A 4324-nucleotide genomic window follows, 5' to 3' on the forward strand; every position below is an offset into this window, starting at 1 on the left:
CATATTTAAATTTAATAATTTTTCAATCATCAGTTCCATTACCATGCCATATCACAAAATATCATTTATTATCTACTTCATTAAACGGTTTTTCTTGTGGTGCTATTCATTCTAAAATACCATCTTTTGTTTTTATATTATTTTTTTCTTTTAAATCTGCCAATTCTTTTCCGTTGTATTGTAGCGATGTATTACAAGCAACCAAACTGATTGTACTTGTTCCTATTAAAGTAAATGTTGCTAAAATACTTAATATCTTTTTCATTATATTATTTTTTCCTTTTATATTTTATTTAAAATTTTTTTAATTTTGTAAAAAATCTTAATGATGTCAAAAATCATCATAAAACATAAGAATTTATCAAAGCACTATTTTTATAAAAAACAACAAAATTAAGGTTTTATTAAAATACTAATAATTTCCTACAAAATTAAAGATTTTTTTTGTGTATAAATTTATAAAATTGAGTGTAAAATTAATATATTACTTTTTATTTTATATATTGTTTGTTTTTTTATTAAAAAGTAGAAATAAAATTACCATTATTTCTACTTTTTAATTTATTTTAACTATTATGATCAGCTCCAATTTGACACAATACTGCAGTTCCACCCGCCGCTGCGCCACCAGAAACAATACCACCTAATGCACCACAAGCAGCAACAGTAGTATATTTTACAACCACTTTAAGAAATTTATTATAACCTTCTGGGGATTTTTCTCCTCCGCAGTACAACCCACCAAGTGCGCCAGATCAAGCATTGGCAGTGCAATCTCTTTTATTTCTTTTTAAATTTTCTGAATTATTTGTTTGTTGATAGTTAATATAACCATTTTTGATAATTTCTTCTTTTTGATAAGAACTGGCAGCAATTGTTGTTGGTACAGCAGTTCCACTAATAGTTAATATGCTTAATAAACTTAAAAGTTTTTTCATTTATATATTTCCTTTCTTTGTCTTGAAACTTTTTTTACAAAGACCAATTAACATTATATATAGATATATATACAAGTCAAGTATTTTTAAATGTTTCTATTTTAGAAAAGAAGCTATTTAAATGATTATTATTGTGATTATATTGTACTAAATCTGGGCTCGCGGTGATTTCCATAATTTTATGAAAAATGCCTTAAAGTTTAAAAAAACTTTTGCCGCGCTTTTCAAAATAATTGGGAAAAATTCTAAGCGTTAAGCGAAGAATTTTATAAAGGTTCCCAAATTTGTTTGAAAGAATCTCAAAACTTTTTTTAACTTGTAAGCCATTTTATCACAAAAATTTAAGAAAATCAACCGCTCGCCCAAAATTGCATTTTTTATATTTAAATTAATGAACAAAACTAAACTAATTACATCATATAAAATAATGATTTTTATAAAGAAATAAAAATCATCGTCTGTAACGCATTGAAAATTATTTTTATATATAGGTTTATATAAAAAAATGTTATAAATGCGTAATTTTATTAAATACTTATATTAATAAGTATAATAATACATAAATAAGTGTTTACGTACTTATAATTTTAAGTATAATAATACATAAATAAGTATAATACTAAGTATTAAAATACTTATAAGAAAGGAAATAAAATGAAAATTATTACAATAGGAGCATTAAAGGGTGGGGTCGGAAAAACAAACTTTACTTTTAATTTAGCAGGTTATTTATCAATAAAAGAAAATAAGAAAATATTATTAATTGATTTAGATCCACAAGGAAACTTAACTCAATGTGTTCAAATGGATATACTTGAGCCGTTAGCTATTAATATGTTTTTAAATCAAGAAAAAAATATTAAAGAATTGATATTAAAAACTGAAATTAATAATTTAGATATAATACCAACCAACATTGGAATGTCTAGTTTAGAAGTAAAATTATTTAATGAAATATCTAGAGAAACTAAACTTATAAAATATATTAATAAAAACAAAGATTTTTTATTAAACAAATATGATTATATTTTGATTGATACAAACCCAAGTTTAAATATTACTAATATTAATGCTTATGCAGTAGCTGATAGTATTATATTAGTTTCAGATAATTCTGTACACTCATTAAGAGCTTTAGATATAGTAGGCAATATGTGAGAACAAATTTCATTAGATTTGGAAATTGATAATAATATTAAGGCTATAATATTAAATAATTTTGATACATATTCAATTTCAAAAGACTTTATTAATGAAATAAAACAAAGCAATTTAAAAACAATTACAATATCACAAGAGATTAGAAAAAAACAAGTTTTTAAAGCAAGTGAGATTACTGGAATTCCTGTTGTAAAAATAATAAAAATAGAAGAAAACCCATACATTAAAATAGTAACTAATTTAAAAGAGAAGGGAATAATTTAATATGGCAGAAAGAAAAAGTATTTTTTCACAAAGTAAAATAGGAACAATAGGAAAAGATGTATCCAAAACTTTATTAAATAAAGACAATTATTTTGAAAAAGAACAATCAAAAGAAAAGACAATAAAAATTAATAAAGGTGGCAAAAAACAACATGTTAATTTAACTTTATTACCTGATAAATATGAAAAAGTAAAACGCATTGCTTTTGAAAATAAATTATCTATATCAGCTTTATTTGAACAATTAATTGACCAATTATAAATTAATATAATTAAAAAAATTTTATTAAAAGAAAGTAGAAATATTATGCATAAATTAATAAGTTTAGATGAAGATTTAAGTAAATGTGAGAATTGTAATTTTGTTATTCAAAAGATAGATGACAAATGATTTACTATCAATGACGGCAATAGAAAATGTGGTAAATAATTTAATACTAAAAGATTAAAATTGCTTTTAATTAAAAGCAATTTTTTATATTAGCATTTTAAAACGATACGGATAAGAACCATAAAACAAAGCATCATACGGGTCATGATACATTTTACTATCGGGTGTATTTGTTTTGGTATCACTAAATCTTAATTCAATAATGCACTTATCCAAAAACGGAAAGTTATCTAACGTGCCGTATATTTTGCCTTGAACAAACATTTTTCTTATTCATGTTACACGATTTATTATGCCTGCTTCTTTATTTAGTGATGTTTGATGTTTTTTGGCTTTAAACATTTTAATTTTATATTCCAAATAAGGATAAATATCTTCTTGTAATTTTTGCATAAAGTCGTGGGCATTAATATCATAATGAAATGTAGCATATTCAAAACCAGCAAATTTATCAAATGTATTAATTATTCATTGTCCGTAATGTTCAACTATTTCATTTAAATTCATTGCGTTTTTTGGTGTAACAACATTCTCTTCAATTAAATATTTATCATATGCATTATTTTCATTAATTTTATAACCACTAAATAAAAACACCGTATGGTCTTCACTACCATTAGCATAATCAATACCAATTGAATAACTATCAAATTGATACTGTTTTGTATTGGAATTATAAAAATCTTGTAAATTATATTTTTTAATATATTTACGATAATTTCGTAAAACATAAATACTGGGGTCATTATCATTATATTCAAAACCGTAGTATTCAAGTTCAAATAAATCAGGTCGTTCTTCTTTATTTGTTAAAACAAGTTTTTTAGTAATATTAGGTATTTTATTTCAAACAGCACCCATTGTTAATCGCAGATTAAAAATACCCAAACCATTAAATGCTTGTTTGTTTTCTGAATATACTTGATTGTGTTCTTTTAAAATATTTTTAATTTTTTCATTTAAAGGTAAGTATGGGGTTAAAAATTTTTCATAAAAGACATGGTGTTTATCAAAAGGGTTAAAAGTAAATTGATTAGAATATGTTTTATGAAAATATGTTGTTACTGTTGTGTATTGTTTTGTTATGTTGTCTCATTCTTGAAATGTTCAAGATAATTCTTTTACTGGAATAGGATTATCTAAATTATATTGTTCATTATAATTTTCATCAATGTATTTTTCGTAAGACACTTTTAAACTTTTTGAACGAAACATTGAAACTCTTAAATTATTATATCTTTTATCTAGTTCTTTGTCAGTTAAGATTTCTTTTTCTTCAGCATGTATCATTTCGTCAGTTCATGCCGATATAATACCGCTACCTTTACCAACTTTTCCCATAATTTTATTACCATTAGCATAACCCGCAAAAGCAATGCGAACACAACTAGGAAAAACAATTTCGCCACCTTCTTTAACATTTTTAGGTCAAACAATACCATTTTCATTGTCAGGCCCTATATCAATCCCATATTTATCATATAAATAATTACAGACATTAATTGTATCGCCAAATGTAGTATCTTCGTGGGTGTTGGCATATCTTCGTAAAATGTTAGATGAAACATCG

Annotated in this window: 6 protein-coding genes; 3 read left to right on the top strand and 3 right to left on the bottom strand. The window is 23.9% G+C overall.

The genetic code is table 4. From position 1 onward, the window contains the following. On the bottom strand, positions 1-265 hold a 265-nt coding region (locus tag D9R21_RS04530), incomplete at its 3' end, for a lipoprotein (protein WP_158613889.1). A gap of 301 nt (positions 266-566) precedes the next feature. Next, positions 567-938: a hypothetical protein gene (locus D9R21_RS04535; protein ID WP_126821273.1), complete on the bottom strand. Its 372-nt coding sequence runs from the start codon at positions 936-938 to the stop codon at positions 567-569. A 654-nt stretch (positions 939-1592) separates the two neighbouring features. Here D9R21_RS04535 and D9R21_RS04540 point away from each other — a divergent pair. Genes D9R21_RS04540 through D9R21_RS08545 form a run of 3 tightly spaced genes read left to right on the top strand, consistent with a single transcriptional unit; the run spans position 1593 to position 2793 of the window. Beyond that, positions 1593-2363, top strand: a complete 771-nt coding sequence (locus tag D9R21_RS04540) for a ParA family protein (protein ID WP_158613890.1) — start codon at positions 1593-1595, stop codon at positions 2361-2363. A gap of 1 nt (position 2364) precedes the next feature. Continuing rightward, a complete protein-coding gene (locus D9R21_RS04545) occupies positions 2365-2625 on the top strand; it encodes a hypothetical protein (RefSeq protein ID WP_126821274.1) in 261 nt (86 codons plus the stop codon). 45 nt (positions 2626-2670) lie between these two features. Then, the gene (locus tag D9R21_RS08545; RefSeq protein WP_255416617.1) at positions 2671-2793 is read left to right on the top strand and encodes a hypothetical protein; all 123 of its coding nucleotides are present in this window, start codon (positions 2671-2673) and stop codon (positions 2791-2793) included. Positions 2794-2838: 45 nt separating this feature from the next. Here D9R21_RS08545 and D9R21_RS07145 read toward each other — a convergent pair. Further along, positions 2839-4324, bottom strand: a 1486-nt coding sequence (locus tag D9R21_RS07145) for a hypothetical protein (RefSeq protein ID WP_158613891.1), incomplete at its 5' end; no start/stop codon positions are given.

Source organism: Spiroplasma endosymbiont of Megaselia nigra, assembly GCF_003987485.1.
Classification (GTDB): Bacteria; Bacillota_I; Bacilli_A; order Mycoplasmatales; family Mycoplasmataceae; genus Spiroplasma.